Raw genomic sequence first — 18,658 nt, 5'->3', positions numbered from 1 at the left:
GTGGAGCTGACTGGTACTAATGGCTGATGACTTACTACAACATTCTTTATTGTTTATGCGTGTTTGCGTCCACTGTGCGGTTCTCGAGGAACAACTCCTCAGAACGTCGGCTGCTCTTTATGGGTGGGTTGGTGTTCTGGTGGATTGGTTGTCTCATCGTGTTACGGCGGTCATAGCGTCGAGGAAACGCCCGGTCCCATTTCGAACCCGGAAGCTAAGCTCGATTGCGCCGATGGTACTGCACTCGGGAGGGTGTGGGAGAGTAGGTCGCCGCCGGACATCTTTGTGGGAGTGGGAGTGAGCTGGAGACCCTTGCGGGTTTCGCTCCTCCCACTCCCTTTTTTCATGCCCGAAAACAGGCCGGCGAGATCACGGCAGGACGGCCGCGCCGCGCGAAGGGGCACATTCGACGTATTCCAGCGGGCACAGCTGCGCTGGGTGGTGCCACTGTGCCGCGCTGAGATGACGCGCTGCGAGCCGAGCGGCGCACAGGTCCCTTCGCCGTCGGCGGTGCCCGCTCAACTGGTCGGGGCGACGATCTCGCGACTGTAGACGATCGATGCAGAGGATCGGGCCAGATGGATCGTGACGTCCTGTCGTACGTCGGTGAACATCTGCTCGGAGTCCGACCACGAGCGCAGCCGGCTCCACGGGATGCTGAGCGTGACCCGTGCCGCTCCTGCGGCAGGGACGGCAGTCACCTGGGCACCGGCCAGGCGCAGCCTCGGAACGGCACCGCAGATTCCCACATATGAGGTGGGGTCGGTTGACGCATAGACCTGCACCACCTCGTGCGCGGGCGTCCTCGCATCGCGCTCGAGGGTGATGCTCACGTGGATCTCGTTCTCGTCGGCCTCCAGCGTGGGATGTGTCCACTGCGCGGGGGCGAGGGTGAGTCCATGACCAAAGGCGAACTGCGCAGACTGGCCATAGAGATAGGTCGCCCCGGAGGCGATCACGTCGTAGTCAAGGATGTCCGTCGAGGCGCTCACGCGCACCCAGCCCTGGGCCAGGTGCCCGCTGAACTCCTGGGCTCCGAGCAGCAGCGAGGCGAGGGCGGGCCCCTGCCGGGCCCCGGTATGGCTACTCCACACCACCGCCTCGGTGAGATCCGCGCAGACGCCCTGGATCAAGACGAGGATCGTGGGGGCGCCCGCATCGCGGGAGCGGATCTGGAAGTGCCGGGCAAGGAGCTCATGGTCTGGCCACCGGTGTGAACCGGCATGACGATTCTGTGCGGAGGAGCGTGTCCGGGACCGGTTCCTCAGCGAGGCACGGCGCGCTCGTGACCCTGGTGAAAGCAGTCACGGATAGGGGCGTTACCGGAGCGTCAACTGCAGGGGGTCGCATAGGCTTCCCGGAGAAAACGACATAGGGCGAGACGAAGAGACGGACGGTCCAGGTGTCTGAGGACAGCAACAACAGAAGCGACCGCGGCCACGGCGACAAGAGCCGGTACGGCCAGCGGCGCGACGCACATTCCACGACACCGAACGCGCGCTCGTCGTCAGGCGACGGACGCGGACGACCCAGGACCCAGGGGTCCTGGGAGAAGGATGGGCCTCGCAGCGCCCGTCAGGATCGCCCGCGCTCCGTCGGCGACGCGCCTGGGACCGCACGGCAGCGGCCCTATCGCCCCAACGACGAGACCGGCCGCACCAGCGGTGGACCGCGCCGCGATGACCGGGGATCCTCCTGGTCCCAGCGCCCGCGCCGCTCCGAGGACTCCGGCGGCTACCGAGGAAGCCAGGACTCCCGCGGCAACCGGGACTCCCGCGGCAGCCGAGATGACAAGCCCTGGGAGAACCGGGATCGCAAGGACTACCGGCCGCGCGAGGACCGTGGCGGCGCTCGCCCCACCGGCTCCCGTCCGGACTCCCGTGGTGGCCGTGAGGACAAGCCGTGGGAGAAGCGGGACCGCAAGGACTTCCGCCCCCGTGAGGATCGGGACGCTCGGCCGCGCGAGGACCGTGGCGGTCGACCGGCAGGTTCGCGCCCGGATTCTCGTGGGGGCCGGGACGACCGACCCTGGGAGAGCCGGGATCGCAAGGACTACCGACCGCGCGAGGACTACCGGCCGCGCGAGGACCGTGGCGGCGTTCGCCCCACCGGTTCCCGTCCGGACTCCCGTGGTGGCCGTGAGGACAAGCCGTGGGAGAAGCGGGACCGCAAGGACTTCCGTCCGCGTGAGGATCGCAGCGGGGGTCGTCCTGAGCATGCTCGCGGCGATGCCGGCGGTCGCCGTGACGACAAGCCCTGGGAGAAGCGGGACCGCAAGGACTTCCGCCCCCGTGAGGACCGCCCGCAGCGTGAGGATCGTCCGTGGCGTGAGGACCGCCCGCGCCGGGAGGACCGCGACGACCGGGGAAGCCGGGGCCGCAGCGACCACGGTGGTGCACGTGGCCACAGCAGTGCACGCAGCTATGGCGGAGCACGGGACCATGGCGGAGCACGGGACCATGGCGGTGCACGCGACCGCGGCGGCGACCGGCCCGCCACCGGACCCCGCGACGATTCGCGCAACACCCGTCCGGGCCAGGAGGCACGCGCCGACCGGCCGATCGAGCCCCGCATCCCGGAGAGCATTACGGGCCGAGAGCTGGGCAAGGAGATCCAGGCGGAGCTGCGCGGGCTGAGCAAGGAGACCGCAGAGCGGGTCTCCCGCCACATGGTCGCGGCCTACCTCCTGGAGGAGTCCGACAACGAGACCGCGCAGGCGCATGCCCGCTTCGCCGCCCGCCTCGGCGGCCGCGTCGGCGCGGTGCGAGAGGCTCACGGCATCATCGCCTACCGCGCCGGCGACTACCGCACCGCGTCGCGCGAGCTGCGCACGTCGCTGCGCATCACCGGACGCACCGATGTGCTGCCGATGATCGCGGACTCGGAGCGCGGACTCGGCAGGCCCGAGCGCGCTCTGGACATCGCCTCCTCGGAGGATGCCTCCAGCCTCGGGGTCAACGCCTCGATCGAGCTGATCATCGTCGTGGCCGGTGCCTATGCGGATACGGGTGACATCGAGACGGCACTGCGCACGCTCGAGATCCCCGCGCTGCGGCACAAGGTCGAGGGACGCTGGCAGGTGAGGCTGTGGGTCGCCTATGCCGATCTCCTCGAACGCGCGGGCCGTCCCGACGAGGCCAAGCGCTGGCTCACGCTGGCTGCAGACGCCGACTCCGAGGGCGTGACCGACGCCGCCGAACGCCTGGGCCGCCCGGCTCCGCAGCCGGCGGAGGAGCCCACCTGGGCCGACGACGAGCAGATCTCGGTCCTGGACGCCTACGACCCTGATGCTGATGCTGATGCTGATGCTGATGCTGATGCTGATGCTGATGCTGATGCTGATGCTGATGCTGATGACGTCGACGTCGAGGGCGAGAACAGCTTCGTCGAGGGCGAGAACGGCTCCGACGATGAGGACGAGCTGCCCGCGGACGGCTCGGGCGAGGTCACCGAAGAGCCCGCCGACGCGGCCGAGCCCGCACCGTCCGATGAGCTGCCCGAGGCACCTCAGGACGCAGGGGAGCAGAGCGAGGAGACGCAGGGATCGGAGGAGTCGGCATGATCCGTCGGCCCGATCCTTCGCTGCTGGATCTCTACGATGCACTGCTGCTGGACCTCGACGGGACGCTGATGCACGGCGCCCAGCCGATCCCGCACGCCGCCGAGGCGGTGGAGATCGCGCGCGCCGCCGGAACCACCGTCGTCTTCGCGACGAACAACGCCTCCCGCACTCCGCAGCAGGCCGCGGACCACCTCGCGGTGGTCGGTGTCGCGGCCCGGCCCGAGGAGTTCGTGACCTCACCTCAGGTGGCCTCCCGTCTGCTCGCGGACCGTCTCGAGGCAGGGTCGAAGGTGCTGATCGTCGGCGGTCCCAGCCTCGCCGCCCAGATCCGTGAGGTCGGCCTCGAGCCGGTGGAGACGGACAGCGAGGACGTCGTCGCCGTGGTCCAGGGCTGGTCCCCGGACCTGGACTGGCCGCTGCTGGCCGAAGGTGCCTATGCGATCAGGCACGGCGCCTTCTGGATGGCCACCAACATCGACGCGACCCTGCCCACCGAGCGCGGGCTGGCGCCCGGCAACGGTGCGATGGTGGCCGCGCTTCGGCACGCCACCGGGGTCGAGCCCGCGGTCGCCGGCAAGCCTGAGCCCGGCATGTTCGAGGTCGCCGCCCGGGACCATGGCGCCAAGCGCCCCCTGATCATCGGCGACCGGCTGGACACCGACATCGAAGGAGCAGTGCGCGCAGGGATGGACTCCCTGCTGGTGCTCACCGGGGTGGACGGGATCGAGTCCGCGCTGCGCGCTGAGCCGGTGCGCCGCCCCACCTTCATCCTGGCGGACCTCGAGGAGCTGGCCGCACCCTTCCCGCTGCCTGTCGTCGATGGCGAGACCGCCCGCTGCGGAGCGGTCCGCGCCCTCTGGCGCGGGGGCGACATCGAGGTGCACGGAGAGATCGAGGATCCGCGGCTGCTGCGGGCGGTGCTGGCGCTGCTGTCGAACCACAGTGCCGAGCAGGTCTGGCGCGGCGTGCTCCGCGACCAGCACGGTGCGGCTGTGCAGCCCACGGACCGGTGAGCGGCGACCGACTCGACGTCGCGCTGCTCACTGCCGGCCTCGCGCGGTCCCGCACCCATGCCCGACGCATCATCGAGGAGGGTCGCGCGAGGCTCGACGGCCGCACGGTCACCCGTCCCTCCACCGCGGTCGCGGCCGAGGCCGAGCTCGCTGTCGTCGATGTCCCTGACGGGGTCGAGTACGCCTCCCGGGCCGCGCACAAGCTCTCCGGGGCCCTCGATGCGCTCGGCCTGGACCCGGCTGGTCTGAGCTGTCTGGACGCGGGGGCCTCCACCGGGGGGTTCACCGATGTGCTGCTGCGCCGGGGTGCAGCCTCGGTGATCGCCGTCGACATCGGTCACGACCAGCTCGCCGATCATGTGCGTGAGGATTCTCGCGTCAGCGTCCTGGACGGCACCAGCGTGCGCGATCTCGATCCCGCTCTGCTGGGAACGAGCGTCGACCTCCTGGTCGCGGACCTCTCCTTCATCTCCCTGCGCACCGTCCTCGCGGCCCTCGGCTCCGTGGTCCGATCGGACGGGCAGCTGCTGCTGATGGTGAAGCCGCAGTTCGAGGTGGGACGAGCGGCGCTGCCGAAGTCCGGAGTCGTGAGCGATCAGGCGGAGCGGGTGCGGGCCGTGCGCGAGGTCGCGGAATCGGCCGCCGGATCCGGGCTCTCCATGGCGGCCGTCGGCCCCAGCACGCTGCCGGGACAGGACGGCAACCGGGAGTACTTCCTGCATCTGCTTCCTCACGGCACGGCGTTCACGCTGGATGCCGGGGCCTGTGACATGATCGAGTCGGCCGTGCGCGGGAACCGTCCGCGGCGACGCCACGACCAGCACCCCAGCAAGGAGGACTGACCCAGATGCGACGGTTCCTCCTCTACGTCCACACGGGCCGTCGAGCCGCGCTGCGCGCGATGCTCTCGGTGCTCGAGGAGCTCCGGGTGCGCGGCGTGCGCGCGATCGTCGTCGAGCAGCAGATCGAAGAGATCCTCGCCCTGCCCGAGGACATGGCACCCCCGCGGCTGCTGACCTTCCTCACCAACGGCGCGGTCGACGTGCTCGACTCCGTCTCGGCCGAAGATCTCGTCGAGCTCGGGATCGTGCTCGGCGGCGACGGAACCATCCTGCGTGCCCTCGAGACCGTGCGCGAGGCGGATATCCCCGTCCACGGCGTGAACCTCGGCCATGTCGGCTTCCTCGCCGAGAGCGAGGTCGAGGATCTCTCGATCACGGTCGCCCGGCTGCTGGACGGAGACTACGACATCGAGAAGCGCTCGACTCTCGACATCGCGGTCCTGGATGCCGAAGATGAGCCGGTCGCCCACCACTGGGCTCTGAACGAAGCCTCCCTCGAGAAGGCCGACCGTCAGAAGATGATCAACGTCGCCATCGAGATCGATGGCCGCCCGGTCTCCTCCTTCGGTGCCGACGGCGTGCTGCTGTCGACCTCCACCGGCTCGACCGCTTACGCCTTCAGCGCCGGCGGGCCGGTGATCTGGCCGGAGGTCGACGCGATGATGCTGATCCCGCTGGCCGCGCATGCCCTGTTCGCCCGTCCGCTGGTGCTGGGACGTTCTTCCGAGGCAGCGATCGAGATGACGCTCGACAACCGCGAGGACGGCATCCTCACCCTCGACGGCCGACGCACCGAGGACATCACCGCCGGGATGCGCATCGAGGCAAGGCTGTCCGACCGGTACGTGCGCCTGGCGCGGCTGGCCCCGACACCTTTCGCGGACCGGCTCGTCGAGAAGTTCCAGCTGCCGGTGGTGGGCTGGCGGGGCCGCAGCCCCCGCACCCGCTGAGCCCGGGAGGCGCCGCCATGCTGTCGACCCTGCGTATCCGCCATATCGGTGTGATCGACGATGCCATGCTCGATTTCGGGCCCGGGTTCACCGCTCTGACCGGTGAGACCGGCGCAGGCAAGACGATGATCGTCACCGGTCTGACCATGCTGCTCGGCGAGCGTCTGGACCGAGGTCGCACCCGCGGTTCCAGCACCGTCGACGGCACCCTCTCCCTCGTCGGTCACACCGAGCTCGCCGCCGCGCTCGACGAGCTGGGAGCGGAGGAGGAGGACGGCGAGGTGCTGGTGGTGCGTCGAGTCACCCGCGACGGCCGTTCCCGTGCTCAGATCGGAGGGGTCCCGGTCCCGATCGGCACCCTCGCACGTCTCGTCGGCACCGCGGTCACGGTGCACGGCCAGTCCGATCAGCAGCGCCTGCGCGATCCCGAGGCACAGCGCGACGCACTGGACCGCTTCGCCCACACCGAGGTCGGACCGCTGCTGGCCCGCCACCGCGAGATCTGGCGCGAGCGCTCCGTCCTCAGCGAGCGACTGGCCGAGCTCGACGAGCTGCTGTCCGAACGGGACCGGCGGGGCGCTGCCCTGCGGCAGGCTCTCGAGCGGCTCGAGCAGTCCGATCCGATCGAGGGCGAGGACGAGGATCTGCGCTCCGAGATCGAGCGGCTCGCCAACGCGGAGGAGCTGCGTGGCGCCGCCGGGCAGGCGGCGCTGGCCCTGGTGGGCGATGACGACGGTCCCGCCGCCGCGCCGCTGCTGGCCCTGGCCGCCGAGAGCCTGGGACGCGCTGCCCGCACCGACACCACCCTGGAGCCGCTGGTCGAGCGCCTGGATGCCGTGCGCATCGAACTCTCGGATGTCGCTGCGGAGATCTCCCGCTACGCGGACAGCATCGACGGCTCGCCGAGCAGGATCGAGGAGGCCAATGAGCGTCTCCACGAGCTGACCCTGCTGGTCCGGGATCTCGGCGCGATGCTGCCGGGCCCCGACGGCCCTGCCGAGGACATCACCGCGCTGCTGGCGACCTCGCGCACCGCCGCGATCGCCCTCGATCGCTACGAGGGTGCCGAAGAGGAACGGGCCGGGACCCTCGGCCGTCTCGAGGCCCTCGAGGCCGAGCTCTCCGAGACTGCGGCGGCACTCACTGCGGCCCGCCTCACCGCGGCCTCCGCGCTGTCCGCTGCGGTGCAGGAGGAGCTGCGGCATCTCGAGATGCCCGATGCCGATATCCGGGTGGAGGTGGCTGCGCAGAGCCACCGCTCCCACGGCTGCGACGCCGTCGCGATCCTGCTGGCCCCGCATCCGGGCGCCGATCACCTGCCCGTCGGCCAGGCCGCCTCCGGCGGTGAGCTCTCCAGGGTGATGCTCGCCCTCGAGGTGGCACTGTCCTCCTCCCGGAACGATCGCAGCGCGGCACCGGTGTTCGTCTTCGACGAGATCGACGCGGGCATCGGCGGCCGCGCCGCCCTGGCGGTCGGGCAGCGGCTGGCCCGGCTGGCCCGCCATGCCCAGGTCATCGTGGTCACCCATCTTCCGCAGGTCGCAGCCCATGCCGGCACCCACCTGCAGATCGTGAAGTCCTCCACCGACGGCACCACCAGCTCCACGGTCGAGCATCTGGACAAGCCGGCACGGATTCGGGAGCTGGCACGGATGCTCGCCGGCGACGACGCCTCCGACCTCGCGCTCGCCCATGCCGAGGAGCTCCTGGACGAGGCCCGAGCGGTCGCGATCGCCGATGACGCCCCGCAGGCGGCGCGGCGATGAGCGCTGCCCGCCCGGTGACCGGGACCGCCCGCCTCGGCAAGCGCACCAAGGACCTCACCAAGCGGCTCCGGCCCGGCGACATCGCGATCATCGACCACGAGGACATCGACCGTGTCGCCGCCGAGGCACTGGTCGAACGGAAGCCGGCCGCGGTGCTCAACGTCGCCGCGTCGACCTCCGGTCGATACCCCAACGCCGGCCCTAGGATCCTGATCGATGCGGGCATCGTCCTGGTCGACAGCTTCGGTGAATCGGTGTTCGAAGGGGTCCGTGACGGACAGACGATCACCGTCGTGGACGGGGAGGTGCAGCTCGACGGGGCCACGATCTCCGCCGGCACCTGGCAGGACGATGAGAGCGTGACCGCCTCCCTCGAGATCGCGCGCGAGGGATTGTCCGAGCAGCTCGAGCTGTTCGCCCAGAACACCATGGAATACATGCTGCAGGAGCGGGATCTGCTGCTGGACGGCATCGGTGCGCCCGAGGTGCGCACCCGCATGGACGGGCGACACGTGCTCATCGTGGTGCGCGGCTACCACTACAAGGAGGACCTGGCCACGCTCAAGCCCTTCCTCCGCGAGAATCGGCCGATCATCATCGGCGTCGACGGCGGCGCGGATGCCGTGATCGATGCCGGCTTCCACGCGGACATGATCATCGGCGACATGGACTCGGTCTCCGATCGTGCCCTGCGCAGCGGTTCCGAGCTCGTGGTCCATGCCTACCGTGATGGCCGCGCTCCCGGGATGGAGCGGCTGGAAGAGCTGGGCCTGGACCGGGAGGCGATCTCGTTCCCGGCCTCCGGCACCAGCGAGGACATCGCCATGCTGCTGGCCGATGAGAAGGGGGCCTCGGTGATCGTGGCCGTCGGCACCCATGGCACCCTGGAGGAGTTCCTGGACAAGGGACGCGCCGGGATGAGCTCGACCTTCCTGACCCGGCTGCGCATCGGGTCCAAGCTGGTGGACGCCAAGGGCGTCTCCCGCCTGTACCGTCAGAGGATCTCCACCTTCCAGCTGGTGCTGCTCGCACTGGCCGGGCTCGCCGCACTCGCGGTCGCGCTCTGGGCGACCCCCGGCGGGCAGGCGCTGGTCCAGATCCTCGGCGCCCGCCTGGATGGGATCCTGTCCTGGTTCACCTTGCTGTTCTCACCCCGGGCCACCGGGTCGTAGGAGGGTCTCGACCCCGTGATTGATTTCCGTTACCACCTCGTCTCCCTGATCTCCGTGTTCCTGGCACTGGCGGTCGGCATCGTGCTCGGTGCCGGCCCGCTGCGCGAGAACCTCGGCGACCAGCTCGCCGGCCAGGTCGAGCAGCTGCGCACCGAGCAGGAGCAGCTGCGCGGCGATACCGAGGAGCTCTCGGCGAAGCATGACCAGCTGGCGACGTTCATCGCCGAGCTGGGCCCTGATCTGGTCGCCGGTACCCTTGAGGGGAAGCAGGTGGCCGTGCTGACCGACGACAGCTCGACTCGACCCGGCACCGAGCGCATCGTGACCCTGCTGGACGAGGCCGGAGTCGGGGCGACCGTGCAGATCACCCTGCGCCCCGCCCTCTGGGCGCCCGATGCGGAGCAGACCCGCGCGCAGGCGCTGCAGACGGTCGGCTCGATCGCCCCGGCGGTGCTCGCAGAGGGTTCCGAAGCGGCGCTGACCGACAGCGCACTGCTCTCCGCCATGATCCCCACGCTGCTGCGCGGAGATGCTGAGGGAGGGCTCTCCCCCGAGCTGCGCACCCAGCTGTGGCAGGTGCTGATCGACCACGACCTGGTCACCGTCGATGGTGAGGCACCGGTGGCGGTCGACGGCGTGATCTATGCCAGCGCCGCCCCCGAAGAGCTCGCCGACGAGAGCGAGGACGAACAGGTCGCGGCGGAACGCGCACAGGGCCTGCTCGCCTCCCAGAACACTCTGCTCGAGGAGCTGGATCGCACAGGTCTTCCCGCGGTGGTCTCCGCTGCCACCCCCGGCAACGACGCCTCGAACGGCGTGCTGCGTACGGTGCGCGGCGACTCCGGCTTCGACGCCCTCTCGACCACCGATCGGCTCCAGGAGGCGGACGGCCCGCTGCTGTCCGTGCTCGCCCTGATCGAGCAGACCCGAGGCGGCAGCGGGGCCTATGGCACCACGGGCGATGCCGAGGACCGGCTGCCCGCTCTACCGGAGACTCGCGGGCTGGAGGAACAGGCTGCTGAGCAGGGAGGGGATGGCGGCGCCGCGGAGACCGGCACGCAGCCTTCCGATGGCGGGGGAGAGGGATGATCGGCGCACTGCGCGATGAGCTGCGACGCACGAACTTCGCCGGCCGTGAGGTGAGCCTGGCCGAGGGGGCGCTGGTGATCGGCGGTGTCGTCACGCTGTCCCTGCGCACCGGTCGCCGCGTGGATCCCTGCCTCCTGGCCGGCATCGGCGCCCTGGGGTTGATCGATGACCTGCTCGAACCTCGGCAGCGCCGGGCGGGACGGCCCGTCTCCAAAGGCCTGCGCGGCCATCTCGGCTCGCTGCTGGAGGGTCACCTGACCACCGGCGCCGCCAAGGCGCTCGGGATCCCGTTGCTCTCCCTGACCGGAGCGCTGACCGCCCCCGCCTCTCGGGGAGGGGCGATGATCCTGGCCGATGCGGCGTTGGTCGCCGGCTGCGCCAACCTCGTGAATCTGCTGGATCTGCGGCCCGGACGGGCGCTGAAGGGTGTGCTCCCCTCCGCCGCCCTGCTGCTGCTCGTCCCGGCAGAGACCGACCGGGCCCGCACCGGAAGCCGGCTCGCGCTGGCCGCCCTGCTGCCCGGACTGCTGGCGCTGCCGGCCGATCTCCGTGAACGCGGGATGCTCGGAGACGCCGGCGCGAACGTGCTCGGCGCGGCTGTGGGGAGCGCCGCGACCAGGCTGCTGCGCCCGCCGGCCAGGCTCTCGCTGCTGGCAGCGGTGGTGGCGCTGACCCTCGCCAGTGAGAAGGTCAGCTTCAGCGCCGTGATCGACTCCACCGTACCGCTGCGCCGGCTGGACCGGCTGGGCCGGCTGCCGGCGCCGACAGATCTGCCGGCTGAGGGCGCGGCTGCGGATCCGGCCGCGGCCGCTGAGGAGGAGCGATGAACTCGATCCCTGCGCGGCCCCTCCCTGTGCATCCCGCCCCTGGGGGGACCAGCCGACGAGGTGGGATCGCCCGATCGGTGCTGCGCGGCGCCGGCGTGATCCTGCTGGTGACCGTCTTTGCGCGCATCGCGGGTTTCGTGCGCTACCTGGTGTTCGGGGCGAGCGTCGGTGCGGGGGATGTGGGCACTGCCTACACCACGGCGAACATGCTCCCCAACGTGCTGTTCGAGGTCGTTGCCGGCGGTGTGCTCGCCGCAGTGGTGGTGCCGTTGATCGCGGGACTGGTCCCGGAGGGTGATCCGAAGGATCATGTCGGTGCCGAGGAGAGCCTGGCCCCTCAGCAGGCCGGAGAGCTGCGCGTGGAAGGACAGGGGCGCACCACCGCCGAAGGCATTGCCCTCGTCGACCGCATCGTCTCCAGCCTGCTGACCTGGACCCTGCTGGGAACAGCCCTGATGGCGGCGCTCGTGATCGTCTTCGCCGCCCCGCTGGCCCAGCTGCTGCTGGCCGCGGAGACGCCCGGTGCCGCGGGAGTGCCGCTGGGGGCATCGCTGCTCAGGATCTTCGCGCTGCAGCTGCCGCTGTACGGGCTGTCCGTGGTGCTCGCCGCCTATCTGCAGGCACGCAAGCGGTTCCTCTGGCCTGCGATGATGCCGCTGCTGTCCTCGATCACGGTGATGATCTCCTACCGGGTCTACGCCCATCTGGTGCCCCCGGTCGCCACGGCCACGACCATCGAGAGATCTGCTGTGTGGTGGCTCGGCTGGGGCACCACCGCCGGGGTGGCGATGATGGCGCTGCCCGTGGTGATCGTCGCGCTCCGGTCGGGGCTGCGACTGCGTCCGACGCTGCGGATGCCGAGCGGCTTCGGCCGGCGTGCGCTGGCCCTGGGCGGCGCCGGGCTCGGTGCCGTCGGCGCGCAGCAGCTGGTCCTCGCACTGGTGATGGTGCTCGCGATGCGAGCCGGCGGCGTGGGAACCCTGCCGGTCTTCCAGTACGCCCAGGCCCTCTACCTCCTGCCCTACGCCATACTCGTGGTGCCCCTGGTCACCTCGGTGTTCCCGCACCTGTCCGAGCTGCGCCTGGTGGGTGACCGCTCCGGCTTCGCCAAGGTCGCGGCCGCCTCTGTGCGCACCGTCATGGCGGTCTCCGTGATCGGTGCTGCGATGCTGCTGGCCGCCGGGCCCGCGCTCGAGCAGTTCTTCCGCCAGATCGACAGAGCCGGGGCCACCGGAGTCGGCTCCACCACCGCGGGGCTCTCGCTCGGTCTGGTGGGCTTCGCCGTCTCCATCCAGTGCACACGCATACTCGCCGCCGCTCTGCGTGCTCGGGACGCGCTGCTGGTCGGCTCGGTCGGCTGGTTGATCGCCGGTGCGGTGATCCTGATCATCGTGCTGCCCAGTCCTGAGCGCTCCGCGGCCGAGGCATCGACCGCCTTCGGGCTCTCGATGGCTGTGGGCATGGCGCTGGCCGGGCTGGTGGGCCTGGCCCGAATCGCGGATGTGCTTGAGCACGGAGGGCATCTGATCCCGGTGCGGCGCACCGCCCTGATGGTCCCGGTCGCGCTGCTGGGCGGCGGGGTCCCCGGCCTGCTGCTCGCACGGCAGCTCGTGACCACCGACGTGGGGGAGGTGGGAGCCGTGCTGATCGGCATCTTCTGCGGTCTGATCGCCGGCGTGATCGCGACCGCGGCGATGGCCGCGGCAGATCCGGAGCTGACCCGGAGGGTGCTGCGCCGCGTGCGGGGAGGACGCCTCGGCGTGGTGAGGTCGGCCCGGTGACGATCCTGCTGGTGCGCCCGACGGCGAGCGGTGGCCTCGCCGCGCACGTCGATCAGGAGCTGGCGCTGCTGATCGCTGCCGGCCGAGAGGTCCGCGAGGCACCGGTGCGGATCCGGGAGCGACCGGATCCGGTCGAGGATCTGCGCACGGTGGGGACGCTGCGGCGGATCCTGAGCACCGCGCCCGCCGCGGTGACGGTCCATGCCCATGGGTTGCGAGCCGGTGCACTGGCCTCCGTCGCGATGTGGGGACTGCGACGCCATCGTCTGGTCGTCACGCTCCACAACCGCACCGTCGGCGCCCTCCCGTCCCGCGTCGTCGGCGCGCTCCTCCTGCGGCTGCTCGCCCGACGGGCGGACACGGTGCTCTCCGTCTCTCCTGACCTCGCCGACACCGCCAGACGAGCGGGAGCCCGAGAGGTACGGCACGCCATCATTCCCGCACCGGTGTCGGACGTCTCCGCACCGGTGCCAGGTCCTGACGTCGGCGCCGGCACCGATGATTCCGCTGCCGGTGCCGTCGAGGCCGCTGCCGGCACCGTCGAGGCCGTTGCCGGCACGGTCGACCCCGCTGTCGGCGCCGTCGAGGCCGCCGCCGTACCAGGGGGGAGCGACGACGAGGGCAGGAGACGCCTCGAGATCCTGGTGATCGCCCGCCTCGCACCGCAGAAGGGACTGCACGATCTGCTGGACGCCGCCGCCCTGCTGCGAGACGGCGCATCGGTGCGGATCCAGATTGCTGGAGACGGTCCGCTGGAGTCGGAGCTGAGCGCGCGGATCCATGCCGAGCTGCTCCCTGTCGAGCTGCTCGGGCGGCGAAGCGACGTCCCGGCCCTGCTGTCCGCCTGCGATCTGCTGGTCTCCGCGGCGCGCTGGGAGGGGCAGCCGGTCTCGCTCCAGGAGGCGCTGAGGGCGGGCCGGGCGATCGTCGCCACGGACGCTGGAGGCACCCGCTGGGTCACTGCGGACGCCGCCCACCTGGTCCCGGTCGGTGATCCCGCCTCCCTCGCCGCCGCGATCACCAGGCTGCAGGACCCCGCGCTGCGCAGGGCTGCGGAACAGGCCGCCCGCCGCCGTGCGCTCGAGCTCCCCACCGCCGAGGACCTGCTCGCCCAGCTCGACGAGGTGCTCGCGCCGGGCCCTCGCCACTGGTAGATTGGCGGTCCGTGGAAGCTACCAGCGCGCGCGCCCCCCAGTCTGACAACAGCCCTCTTCAACGACAGGGGGCGGCCGCAGCGGCCAAGCCCTTCCGAAACTTCGGCACCACCAAGCACATCTTCGTGACCGGCGGCGTCGTCTCGAGCCTCGGCAAGGGGCTGACGGCATCGTCGCTCGGGATGCTGCTGCGCAGTCGCGGACTGCGCGTGACGATGCAGAAGCTCGACCCGTATCTCAACGTGGACCCGGGCACCATGAACCCCTTCCAGCACGGTGAGGTGTTCGTCACCGAGGACGGTGCCGAGACCGATCTGGACATCGGACACTACGAGCGGTTCCTCGACGAGAACCTCACCGCGAACTCGAACATCACGACCGGCCAGGTCTACTCCACGGTGATCGCGAAGGAACGCCGAGGTGAGTACCTCGGCGACACGGTCCAGGTGATCCCGCACATCACCGACGCGATCAAGGTGTCGATGCGCTCCCAGGCGGGAGACGACATCGATGTGATCATCACCGAGATCGGCGGGACCGTCGGCGACATCGAGTCCCAGCCGTTCCTCGAGGCGGCACGCCAGGTACGTCAGGACGTGGGCCGGGACAGCGTGTTCTTCGTGCATGTCTCGCTCGTGCCGTTCATCGGCCCGTCCAGGGAGCTGAAGACCAAGCCCACCCAGCATTCCGTGGCGGCGCTGCGATCGATCGGCATCCAGCCCGATGCGATCGTGCTGCGCAGCGACCGCGAGCTGCCTGCCTCGGTGAAGACGAAGATCTCCTCGATGTGCGATGTCGACCTCGATGCCGTGGTCACCTGTGCCGATGCCTCGTCGATCTACGAGATCCCGCGAGTGCTGCACGGGGAGGGGCTGGATGCCTATGCCATCCGCCGCCTGGACCTGCTCAGCCACGACGTGGACTGGACGCAGTGGGAGGAACTGCTGCAGCGGGTCCATCATCCCGACTACGAGGTCAGCGTCGCCCTGGTCGGAAAGTACGTCGACCTGCCGGACGCCTACCTCTCGGTCACCGAGGCGCTGCGGGCCGGCGGCTTCCATCACCGCACGAAGGTGAACCTGCGCTGGGTCGAGTCCGACCTCTGCACCAGCCCTGACGGGGCAGCGGAGCAGCTCAAGGAGGTCGACGCGATCGTGGTGCCCGGAGGGTTCGGGGTACGTGGGGTCGACGGCAAGATCGGCGCGCTCCATCACGCGCGCACCCGCGGCATCCCTGCGCTGGGGCTGTGCCTGGGGATGCAGTCGATGGTCATCGAATACGCCCGTCACGAGCTCGCCCTGGCAGATGCGCACTCCACCGAGTTCGATCCGGGCACCGCTCACCCGGTGATCGCCACCATGGCCGAGCAGGCCGCGATCGTCTCCGGACAGGGCGACCTGGGCGGCACGATGCGTCTGGGCTCCTACGAGCACACGCTGGTCGAGGGCTCGCTCGCAGCCCGCACCTATGGCACCACCACGGTGTCCGAACGGCACCGCCACCGCTTCGAGGTCGGCAATGCCTATCGCGAACCGCTCGAGCAGGCCGGGCTGCGGATCTCGGGAACCTCGCTGCTCGAGACCGGGCACAGTCTGGTCGAGTTCGTCGAACTCGACCCCGAGGTGCACCCCTTCTATATCGGCACCCAGGCGCACCCGGAGCTCAAGTCCCGTCCCACCCGTGCCCACCCGCTGTTCGCGGGGCTGATCGGTGCCGCGGTCGAGCTGCAGAAGGCGACCCGGCTGCTGGAGGTCACCCCGGATCCGGCCGATGCGGGCCAGGACCTCGACGACACGACCGCGGAGGAATGAGCAGATGACTGACCGGAGCACAGGCATTGCTGGGGACGGTCCCGTTCAGTACTCCACCGGCGAGAACGTCACCGACGAGCACACCATCGGCGAGGAGGTCGCTGCGGAAGAACGCACAGAGCCGCCTCTGCGGGATCTGCCCGACCGGCGTCCGGTCGCGGCTCACCACCGTCTGCACAAGGGCATGGTGTGGGACCTGGTGCGGGACACCATCGACTTCGCCGACGGCGTGCGCTTCGACCGCGAGTACGTCTGGCACACCGGTGCGGTGGCCGTGCTCGCCGTCGACGACCAGGACCAGGTGCTGATGATCCGGCAGTACCGGCATCCGGTGGGCCACAGCCTCTGGGAGATCCCTGCCGGCCTGCTCGACCTGGAGGGGGAGCCACCGCATATCGCCGCCGCGCGGGAACTCGCCGAAGAGACCGGCTATGAACCCGGACGGATGCAGACCCTCGTGGATCTGCGTCCCAGCCCCGGAGGCAACGACGAAGTGATCCGCGTGTATCTCGCCTCGGGTGTGCGGGCCAGCTCCGAGGACTTCGAACGCACCCATGAGGAGGCCGAGCTGATCAGCCGTTGGGTGCCGCTGTCCGAGGCCGTGTCTGCGGTGCTCGAGGGGCGGATCACCAACGGCACCACGGTCTCCGCGCTGCTCGCCCTGCAGGTTCTGCGCGGTGCCGGCACCGGCGGGGCAGCGGTGACGCTGCGTGCTGCTGATGCTCCGTTCATGGAGCGTCCCGGGCGGGACTGAACCCGGACCGGCTCGGCGTCAGGCCTGCTCGGTGGGCCGGTCCTGCTCGGTGGGCGGGTCCTGCTCGGTGAGTGCCCGGTGGATCACCGGGGCTGCCTGTTCGACCTGCCACGGCCGGGCGCCGAGTGCTGCGAGCTGCTCGGCGACCTCGGCCTCGGGCGGTGTCTGCTCGTGCTCCCACACCCACTGGCGCAGCAGCGCGGGCTGGAGCAGGTTCTCCGGCGGCATCTCGAGATCCTCGGCCCGTTCGCCGACCGCGGTGCGCACCAGCTGGTAGCGCTCGGCGACCTCCGGATACTTCTTGGACCACAGCTTGTGGGGTGGGGGATAGGAGCGTTCGCTGCGCTCGGGCAGGTGGGCGGGAGGCAGCTCGACCCCGGTGCGAGCCGCTTGCCACCAGGTGTCCTTGCGGCGCAGCTTCGCGGGCAGGGCACGATCGAAGGCCTCCCGGCCCCGGGGTGCCTCCTTCGCTGCCGCGACGATGTCCCGATCCTTGATCACCCGGTGGGGGGAGAGGTCCTCGGCGCTCGCGATCTGATCGCGACGGCTCCACATCTCACGGGCCGCAGCGAGCTGACGGGTGGTGCGAAGACCACCCAGACCGTGCAGGCCCCGCCAGCTGGAGGAACGGGTGGGCCCGTGCACGCGGGTGCGCTCGTGCTCGAACTCCTGTCGCGCCCAGTCCTCCTTGCCCGCCGCGCGCAGCCGCTCGACCAGGACGTCACGGACCTCCACGAGCACCTCCACGTCGAGGGCGGCATAGCTCAGCCACCCCTCCGGCAGGGGACGCCGGGACCAGTCAGCCGCGGAGTGCTCCTTGGCCAGATGCAGCCCCAGGGTGTCCTCGACGACCGCGCCGAGACCCACCCGCTCCATCCCCAGCAGCCGGGCGGCGAGCTCGGTGTCGAAGAGCGACGCCGGGTGCAGACCCAGCTCTGCGAGGCTCGGAAGATCCTGGCCCGCCGCATGCAGCACCCATTCCCGACTGCCCAGCAGGGAGATCAGGGTCCCGGGCATCGGGAAGGCGAGCGGATCGATCAGCGCGGTGCCTGCCGCGTCGGTGCGCAGCTGGACCAGGTACGCCCGAGAGCTGTAGCGATAGCTCGAGGCCCGCTCGGCATCGACCGAGACCGGTTCGTCGGGAGCGGTGGCGGCGGCCTCGCACCAGGCCAGCAGCGGCTGGATGCGGTCGATCACCGGCATGAGTCCGTCGCGCGGCGCCTTCAGATCCTGGAGCACAGGGGAGTCCGTCACCGCACCTCACCGGCTTCCTCAGGACGCGGGGCCCTCGCATGGTGGGTGGGTGCGATCGGGGCGATGCGCGGCGGCGCAGGGGGGAGTCCACCGGCGGCGGCGAGCATCGCGGTCCAGGCGGCGAAGTGGGGCACCAGATCGATCGCCGGCGGATCCTCCGGCCCGGAGCTCTGCTGTGCACCGGAGTCGGCCGTCGCGGCCAGCGGCTCGGGAGTCCAGGACACCCGCATCTCGACGTCCACGGTGGAGGCGCGTGAGGCGAGCGCTCCGTAGGACTGGGAGACCACCCGGGTGGCGGTGCAGCCCAGCTCCCGGGATTCGGCCTCGTGGAGCTCCAGAGACTCGGTGACCCAGGACCACGCCACGTCACCGAGCATCGCCTCGACCGCGAACTCGGGTTCGAGCTGAGCCTGGACCAGGGCGACCATCCGATAGGTGCCGTCCCAGGACTCCTGCCCGGCCGGGTCATGGAGGATCACCAGGCGACCGGAGGCGAGCTCGTCGTCGTGCACCAGGATCTCCCCGGTGCAGGCCCAGGTCGAAGGAGCCATCCGCGACGGGGCGGGGATGGTGCGCCAGCTGAACTCCGACCGCTGAGGAGCGTCGGTCATGGCGTCGATGGCGGCACGGAAGGTGTCATCGCTGGAGCGGATTCGATGGACGGACACGGAGGGAGGCTATCC

Annotated in this window: 15 protein-coding genes and 1 rRNA gene; 13 read left to right on the top strand and 3 right to left on the bottom strand. The window is 70.5% G+C overall.

The genetic code is table 11. The features are described 5' to 3' along the window. Positions 1–162: 162 nt before the first annotated feature. Positions 163–279: ribosomal RNA gene (gene rrf, locus Q0937_RS11495) — 5S ribosomal RNA — on the top strand. 239 nt (positions 280–518) lie between these two features. On the opposite strand, the gene Q0937_RS11490 is transcribed toward rrf, so the two are convergent. Beyond that, the gene (locus Q0937_RS11490) at positions 519–1,172 is read right to left on the bottom strand and encodes a glycoside hydrolase family 3 C-terminal domain-containing protein (protein ID WP_299303708.1); all 654 of its coding nucleotides are present in this window, start codon (positions 1,170–1,172) and stop codon (positions 519–521) included. A 230-nt stretch (positions 1,173–1,402) separates the two neighbouring features. Between Q0937_RS11490 and Q0937_RS11485 the strand changes: the two genes are divergently transcribed. Genes Q0937_RS11485 through Q0937_RS11430 form a run of 12 tightly spaced genes read left to right on the top strand, consistent with a single transcriptional unit; the run spans position 1,403 to position 16,721 of the window. Beyond that, a complete protein-coding gene (locus Q0937_RS11485) occupies positions 1,403–3,562 on the top strand; it encodes a hypothetical protein (protein ID WP_299303686.1) in 2,160 nt (719 codons plus the stop codon). Beyond that, positions 3,559–4,575 (top strand): HAD-IIA family hydrolase, encoded by a 1,017-nt coding sequence (locus Q0937_RS11480; RefSeq protein WP_299303684.1) that lies wholly within the window; start codon positions 3,559–3,561, stop codon positions 4,573–4,575. Before Q0937_RS11485 ends, Q0937_RS11480 begins: the two co-directional genes overlap by 4 nt. Beyond that, positions 4,572–5,417: a TlyA family RNA methyltransferase gene (locus Q0937_RS11475; RefSeq protein WP_299303682.1), complete on the top strand. Its 846-nt coding sequence runs from the start codon at positions 4,572–4,574 to the stop codon at positions 5,415–5,417. The genes Q0937_RS11480 and Q0937_RS11475 overlap by 4 nt, the downstream gene beginning before the upstream one ends. 5 nt (positions 5,418–5,422) lie before the next feature. Beyond that, on the top strand, positions 5,423–6,367 hold the full coding sequence (locus Q0937_RS11470) for an NAD kinase (RefSeq protein WP_299303680.1): 945 nt from the start codon (positions 5,423–5,425) through the stop codon (positions 6,365–6,367). A gap of 17 nt (positions 6,368–6,384) precedes the next feature. Beyond that, on the top strand, positions 6,385–8,133 hold the full coding sequence (recN, locus tag Q0937_RS11465) for a DNA repair protein RecN (protein ID WP_299303679.1): 1,749 nt from the start codon (positions 6,385–6,387) through the stop codon (positions 8,131–8,133). Then, positions 8,130–9,305, top strand: a complete 1,176-nt coding sequence (gene steA, locus Q0937_RS11460) for a putative cytokinetic ring protein SteA (RefSeq protein WP_299303677.1) — start codon at positions 8,130–8,132, stop codon at positions 9,303–9,305. The genes recN and steA overlap by 4 nt, the downstream gene beginning before the upstream one ends. Positions 9,306–9,320: 15 nt before the next feature. Then, positions 9,321–10,394 carry a copper transporter gene (locus Q0937_RS11455; RefSeq protein WP_299303675.1) on the top strand — a complete coding sequence of 358 codons (1,074 nt, stop codon included), beginning with the start codon at positions 9,321–9,323 and terminating at the stop codon, positions 10,392–10,394. Beyond that, positions 10,391–11,221 (top strand): hypothetical protein, encoded by an 831-nt coding sequence (locus Q0937_RS11450; protein ID WP_299303673.1) that lies wholly within the window; start codon positions 10,391–10,393, stop codon positions 11,219–11,221. Before Q0937_RS11455 ends, Q0937_RS11450 begins: the two co-directional genes overlap by 4 nt. Then, the gene (locus Q0937_RS11445; RefSeq protein WP_299303671.1) at positions 11,218–13,002 is read left to right on the top strand and encodes a murein biosynthesis integral membrane protein MurJ; all 1,785 of its coding nucleotides are present in this window, start codon (positions 11,218–11,220) and stop codon (positions 13,000–13,002) included. Before Q0937_RS11450 ends, Q0937_RS11445 begins: the two co-directional genes overlap by 4 nt. Then, a complete protein-coding gene (locus Q0937_RS11440; RefSeq protein ID WP_299303670.1) occupies positions 12,999–14,156 on the top strand; it encodes a glycosyltransferase in 1,158 nt (385 codons plus the stop codon). The genes Q0937_RS11445 and Q0937_RS11440 overlap by 4 nt, the downstream gene beginning before the upstream one ends. An 11-nt stretch (positions 14,157–14,167) precedes the next feature. Next, positions 14,168–15,967: a CTP synthase gene (locus tag Q0937_RS11435; RefSeq protein WP_299303668.1), complete on the top strand. Its 1,800-nt coding sequence runs from the start codon at positions 14,168–14,170 to the stop codon at positions 15,965–15,967. Between the two features lie 4 nt (positions 15,968–15,971). Continuing rightward, positions 15,972–16,721: an NUDIX hydrolase gene (locus tag Q0937_RS11430; protein WP_299303666.1), complete on the top strand. Its 750-nt coding sequence runs from the start codon at positions 15,972–15,974 to the stop codon at positions 16,719–16,721. An 18-nt stretch (positions 16,722–16,739) separates the two neighbouring features. Here the strand turns inward: Q0937_RS11430 and Q0937_RS11425 are convergent, their stop codons facing one another. Together Q0937_RS11425 and Q0937_RS11420 are read right to left on the bottom strand one after the other, a co-directional pair. After that, a complete protein-coding gene (locus Q0937_RS11425) occupies positions 16,740–17,975 on the bottom strand; it encodes a ribonuclease D (protein ID WP_299303665.1) in 1,236 nt (411 codons plus the stop codon). After that, complete coding sequence (locus Q0937_RS11420) at positions 17,972–18,643, bottom strand: DUF3000 domain-containing protein (RefSeq protein WP_299303662.1); 672 nt, start codon at positions 18,641–18,643, stop codon at positions 17,972–17,974. Before Q0937_RS11420 ends, Q0937_RS11425 begins: the two co-directional genes overlap by 4 nt. Between the last annotated feature and the right edge of the window lie 15 nt (positions 18,644–18,658).

It is taken from the genome of uncultured Brachybacterium sp. (assembly GCF_947500705.1).
GTDB lineage: Bacteria > Actinomycetota > Actinomycetes > Actinomycetales > Dermabacteraceae > Brachybacterium.
The sequence above is the reverse complement of the archived record's forward strand: the minus strand, read 5'-3'. Positions and strand labels throughout refer to the sequence as shown.